This is a genomic window from Pseudoalteromonas sp. RWi3 (genome assembly GCF_054960735.1).
This window is the reverse complement of sequence record NZ_JBHNYL010000004.1, coordinates 293,088-299,238: the sequence shown is the minus strand read 5'-3', so window position 1 is coordinate 299,238 and position 6,151 is coordinate 293,088. Positions and strand designations below refer to the sequence as shown.

Here is a 6,151-nt window from a genome sequence, read left to right as displayed (position 1 = left end):
GGATGTCTTAATTACACCTAGGTCTGTTTAGAAGTAAGCAGTTACGCCAATCCAGAAGTTACGACCTTTATCTTTAACGTTGTAGTCATCAGTGAAGCTTACTTCGCTAATAACGCCACGACCTGTTAAGTATTCGTACTCACCATCATTGTTAAGATCAGTATAGGTTGTACTGTACGAGGTAAAATCTTCATCAAGCAAGTTGTTAACTCGAGCATTGATTTGTATGTACTCATTTACGTAAAACTGAGCACCTAAATTAAATAGATTATAGTTTTTGTAATAAAGCGCTTGATCATGAACATTATCCCAACCACGGTAACGATCAGAACGGTATACACCTTGAATGTAAATTTCCATGAAGTCTGTGGCTTCCCAATTTAGGGTGATATTAGCCATGTGTTCAGCGCTGTTTGTTAGTGGTTGGCCTTTTTGTGAGCCACTTTGTTGCTCGCTATCAGTCCACGTATAATTACCATTTAATGAAATGGTTTCTGTGAGTGTATATTGGCCTGCAATTTCAATACCTTGTAAATCAACTTCGTCAATATTGATTTTTTGGCTGTAACTTTGATAGCCAAGTTGGTCGTATTGACCTAAGTTAACACATGGGCGCACATCGTTGGTTTGCTCACAGCTGAAAACAGTATCGCCACGGGCAATTTTATCTTCAAACTTGGTGGTGTAATAGGTGATGTTAAAGTTATGCTCGCCACCTAACGAGTTCCAATACAGGGCAACTTCAGAGTTTACACTGGTTTCTGGCTCAAGTTCAGGGTTACCGGCAAATGGGCTAGTCCCTTGGCCACCAAAGCCTGTGATGCCATCGTACAAGTCAGTCGTTTTTGGTGTTTTGTAGCCTGTGCTGATCCCACCTTTTACTGTCCACGTGTCATTAACGTTATACACACCGTATAAACGTGGCGACACTTGGCTACCAAACACGTCATGATCATCAAAACGGGCACCCGCTGTAAGCGTAAAGCTGTCGGTCATCATCCAGTTGTCTTCAGCAAAAATAGAGTACATGCTTTGTTCTTGTATTTTACCTGCTTCATTACTTTCTAAACCAAACACGCCGTCTTTTAGCTCGCCATCAATTAATTGACCACCCACAACAAAGTTATGATCGCCTAATGTGCTACTCATTGGGATATCAAAACGTAAGTCGTAGGTATATTGGCTACTTTCTAATGGGCGTTTTGGACGTGGTAAAAACGTTGCTTCAGCAAGGTCTTTGCGTGCTTGCTCATCCATATTGGCATACTCGCCAGTACCGTCATACATTTGTTGTAACTGTAGGCGCTCTGCAACACTTAAAGGGAGTGTACGGCCATTATTTTGTGTATCTACATAAGAAACAGACGCTTTCACTGTGGCCCATTCAAGTTCACCATCATAGCTAAGTGACCACCATTGACGGTCAAATTTTTGATTTGCTGCATAGCCTGCACGAGGGTTTACTTTTCCTCTTCTGCTTGCCCAAATAGATTCAATATTATCTTTTGTGCCAAGTGGATAGGTGATGCTACCTGATTCAAGATCATAGCTTGGGCTATTATCGTAAACTTGGCTTGAATTATCATAATCGAAACTTAAATGATGATCTTCAAATGGTGAATAGTTAATAGTAAAACCATATTGCTCATTGGTATTATCAACAGTACGGCCGCCTCTGCCAAAACCTAAAGAGCGAGCATGAACAACTCCATTTGGATCTGTCGCAGCTTCAAAGGTAGGTGATGACGCTTGTTGCTCATAAACACTACCGCGAAAACCAAAACTTAATACGTTTTCAATAAGTGGACCAGAAACGCTAATATCTGTTGTTATGTCATCGCCAAAGCTATCGTCGTGTTGCAATGAGCGGCTAAATGATACTGCCCCGCCCCAATCAGCAGTGTGCTTTTTTGTGATGATATTAATAACGCCACCCAGTGCATCTGCGCCATAAAGGGTCGATGCAGGGCCACGGATAACTTCTACACGTTCAATTGCATCAACAGGTGGCACGTGATTAAAGGCGTTACCACCAAAATTATTAGGGTAAATATCACCATGATTATTTTGGCGTTTGCCGTTAATCAGTAACAGTGTGTATTCACCTGTTAAGCCTCGCATACTTACACTGCCTTGGCCTGTTTTGTCTCGTGTAGTTGCTACATCAATGCCTTCTAAATATTGCACTGCATCTAATACTGAAGTGAAAGCATGAGACTTAATATCTTCATTAGTGATGATGGAGATACTGGCTGGTGCTTCAGTGACTTTTTGTTCAAAGCCGGTTGCTGTAACAACCATACGTTCCATGTTTTTTTCAGGAATTTTCTCATCGGCGTGAACACAAAAGTTAGCTGTCACAGCAAGTGCGATTAAGCTAGGTTTTACTAGGTATGACATTGATTTCATCTCTTTATTATTTTACAACAATTAGGTACGACGGCGGGTATAATATAGAAAGTGAAAATCTAATCAATAGCTATTTTCATTTGTGTTTGCGGGTGTATGTTGAAATAGAACAGCTTTTTATTTTTTGGACTTCAAAACTATTGAAGTAAAGGACAGTTTGCAGAAGATAGATTGTTGACGTGTAATTTAGAGCCAATGTTAAGCGACCGCAAAGGCCGCTCGGATAGTTTTAAAGTGAGGAAATAGCATTAGTACCGTCAAATAGCTCAAAGACTGTATTTTTTTGATGTGGCTTATTCGCGATATAAGTTAATACATTTGCCACATTTTCACGACTAACTTTTGCATCATCCTGGCTGTCAGGTCGCACAGTCGATATATGCATTGAGGCATTTTCGTCAGTGAGTGTGCCTGGCCTAACCACAGTGTAATTTAGTTCACTTTGCAGCAAGTGTTGATCAGCCATATGCTTGGCCACCAAATACGGTTTCAGTTCGGTGTCGATGGCCTCAGGGTTATCCGCGCCAATAGAGCTTACCATTATAAAATGTTTTATATTTTGGCGCTGTGCATAATCGACAGCTTTCTTTGCTGCCCATAAGTCAATCAATATTGTTTTATCTGCGCCTGTATTACCGCCTGAGCCTGCGGCAAATATTACCTGATCACACCCTTCAAAAGCGTGGCTAAAATCTGCTTCAAGATCTTGCTCTACGATGGTCAAAAGGGAGCTATCTAAGTCATTTAATTTACGCTTATCTCTAACAAGTGCTACAACTTGCTGTTGTTTTGACAATAATAATTTTGATGTCATTTTACCTATTTGCCCGCTGGCACCAATGATTAACGTTTTACTCATGCTTAATTCCTTCTGATAAAGTTTCTAAGTACCAATAGACCTTGGGGGAAAAATTACTTTTTAAAGGTGAGTAGAGCACTTTATATATTCCTAACACTAAATCTGCTTTTTTTAGTGTTAAAAACTGAATTTTCTTACGTTTTTAATGGCGTGCAAATAATATACTCTCTGTACGCTAATTGATGAATCTATATGTATGTCTTCGAACGAGTACCACTTAAGTTATGAATGCTTTTTAGAACACTCACTTTATGAGCAGGTAAGTTTGCCTAATCGTTTTATTAATAAACTTAATCAAGCTCATAAACGCTTAGCTATATTGCATGTATTGACGCATTGGTCACCCTTTTTGTTTAACTGGGACAGGGCGAGTGTAGTGTTAGCGCAACATGAAGGTTACCTTAATTTAGTGTCTGCGTTTGGGAGCGAAGCAATAGCAAATGAAATCCCATTACCGATAGATTACACCTTGGTAGGACGTGTGTTTAAAACAAAAAGATTGATCATTTGCAAGCAACTTAGCTTAAGTAAAGAGCAAGACTGTCGTATGCTCGCACAGGCTGGGTTATTTACCTGTATGGATGCCCCTATTATTTATCAAAAACAATGCGTTGGTACACTAAATGTGGCGCGTTTTAGTGGTGAATTTACTAAACAGGAGGCGATTAAGCTATTTTACATTGCTGACTTATTGGGTTCAGCATTGCACTTGTGTAAAGACTAGCGTTGCTTGTTTTATGAGGACTTTTTGACTACTTTTTGTTAACAGCCGATATTCTAAAATGGTGTACAACATGTCTGTTTCATTTATTCCTAAAGGGTTTCATGCAATAACGCCCTACCTAATTGTCGACGGTGCGACAAAGGCCATTGAATTTTATAAAAAAGCGTTTTCAGCAAAGCTTGTTATGCAAATGCCCTTGCCTGATGGCGGGGTGGCACATGCTGAAATAAAAATTGCAGACTCTCACCTGATGCTCTCAGACATGTGTCCAGAGGCACATTTTAAAAGCCCTAGTCAGCTAGGTGGAACGCCTGTGAGTTTGATGCTTTATGTTGATGACGTCGATACGGTTTTTAATAATGCGATTAAGTTAGGTGCAAAAGAGGTGCGCCCGGTACATAATCAGTTTTATGGTGACAGAGCGGGTACATTAGAAGATCCATTTGGTCATGTTTGGACTATTGGTACTCACCAAGAAGACTTGTCCAATGAAGAGATTAATCAACGAATGGCTGATTTTATGAGTAAAGATCAGGATGCTTAATTGCAAACTGTAGCCTTTGATTCTTACAGTTTGTTAATAAAGAAGCCACTTAGTGGAAGTGGCTTCTGTTTGAGGGAATTTCTCTAACTTATTTTATTTCGATCCATGCCATGTTCCAGTATAAACCGACTCCTGGTTCATATTGACTCGACCCTTGTGACCATTGCACGCAGTAGCCGTTGTAAGGCCAAGGCTTACATTGATACACCTTGTTATTTTTAGGCTGTAAAACCACTGTGCCAGCTTTATAACTTGCTAAACTTTCAGGGAAAATAAACTCTACGTCTGCAATTGGTTCAACAACGGGTGGAGTTGGCTCTACAGGGAGTTCAGAGTTTACAATGTTTAAATGAAACACTTTTTCATCTGTAACTCCCTCATTAGTAATGTAGGTAATAGCTAAATTATAATGGCCAGTTTGTGCACTTGGGTAGTTAAGTGAAAGTTGAGATTGACCTTTAACCACTTCGTAAGCTTTAGTAACAATACTGTTATACGATTTATTTAATGTAGCTTGGATTTGTGCATCCGCATCTAAATCAACAGTAAAGTCAAAATTAACAGCGTCGCCATCTATCAAATAGTTGTGCGATACACCTGTAACAGAAAAATCAGGCTTGGGTAACGGCGCCATTTCAAATTCAAGCTCCACAGAGCTTATTCCTGCATTGCTCTGAGCAAAAATTTCATTTCGGCCAACAGTGATTTCTACTTCATTGTTCTCGTTAAGTTGGCCTGCTTGGATCCAAGATTGAGATGCATTAATTTTATCAGCGAGCGCGATGGTCCAGTTTTTACTCAACCCTTCGTTCTCATTGTTAATTGTTAACACAGTTTGAAGAGATGGAATTTCTTTAGAATCACCAAATACACGAGTTTTTACTTTATCGCCCACTTTTAAATCGCGACCAGTGACGATATCACCCACATCTTGCCAAATTGCTTTTTGTGTATCGTTGTTATCAATCATAACATCAACCACATTATAAAAGCTCATAGGAGTATCGGCGACATCCCATACACCCAGCACAACATGGTAACCAGTTCGTTCAGGTACATTACACAGGTGGGTTAACGTTTTTGGCGGTTGTCGGTTATACCCTTGATACTCACAAAATGGTACTGTTTCAAACTGGTCTCTTGTTAATGGGCTGTTTGGATCCCATGACGTTTTTGTGATGAAATAGCGCCAGTCTCGTGATGAGTGTGCAGCTGTAAAGCGCCAGCTAAACTCATTTGGGCCTGTTTTTATGTGGCGTTTAGTCCAGCGGTTAATAGATTGATCGTCCAAAGCGCCAAATGCTCTTAAGCCCGCGCTGGCGATATGACCATCAATCGGCCCTGATTGTGGAAAGCGATCCAGCCCTTCTAAACTTTGTGGCTCATACACTACATTGCCACAGTGTGTATTTTCTCTTAGGCGGCATAAATAACCGCGAGCTTCTGGTTTTGAAATATAGCCATGGGCCGATGCTTGCTGTGACACAGGTAGTAAGAGTGCTAACCCAATAGGGGTGAGGGTAAGTAGTGTTTTAGTCATTATTTACATTGTTTTCCAAGGTAATGTTATCGCGTATTATTTTTGTACCAATAAATGGTAATTTAGATGTAACAA

5 protein-coding genes are annotated in these 6,151 nt (G+C 40.1%); 2 read left to right on the top strand and 3 right to left on the bottom strand.

The features are described 5' to 3' along the window. Positions 1-27 precede the first annotated feature (27 nt). Together ACFI4Z_RS08645 and ACFI4Z_RS08640 are read right to left on the bottom strand one after the other, a co-directional pair. Positions 28-2,400 carry a TonB-dependent receptor domain-containing protein gene (locus ACFI4Z_RS08645; RefSeq protein ID WP_462670228.1) on the bottom strand — a complete coding sequence of 791 codons (2,373 nt, stop codon included), beginning with the start codon at positions 2,398-2,400 and terminating at the stop codon, positions 28-30. 238 nt (positions 2,401-2,638) lie between these two features. Next, positions 2,639-3,268 carry an SDR family oxidoreductase gene (locus ACFI4Z_RS08640; RefSeq protein ID WP_462670227.1) on the bottom strand — a complete coding sequence of 210 codons (630 nt, stop codon included), beginning with the start codon at positions 3,266-3,268 and terminating at the stop codon, positions 2,639-2,641. 196 nt (positions 3,269-3,464) lie between these two features. Between ACFI4Z_RS08640 and ACFI4Z_RS08635 the strand changes: the two genes are divergently transcribed. Further along, positions 3,465-3,992, top strand: coding sequence for a GAF domain-containing protein (locus ACFI4Z_RS08635; RefSeq protein WP_462670226.1), 528 nt, complete (start codon positions 3,465-3,467; stop codon positions 3,990-3,992). Positions 3,993-4,062: 70 nt separating this feature from the next. Further along, entirely contained in the window at positions 4,063-4,536 is a 474-nt protein-coding gene (locus ACFI4Z_RS08630) for a VOC family protein (protein ID WP_462670225.1), read from the top strand. Between the two features lie 88 nt (positions 4,537-4,624). Here ACFI4Z_RS08630 and gbpA read toward each other — a convergent pair whose 3' ends face one another. Further along, a complete protein-coding gene (gene gbpA / locus ACFI4Z_RS08625) occupies positions 4,625-6,076 on the bottom strand; it encodes an N-acetylglucosamine-binding protein GbpA (protein ID WP_462670224.1) in 1,452 nt (483 codons plus the stop codon). Positions 6,077-6,151: the final 75 nt, after the last annotated feature.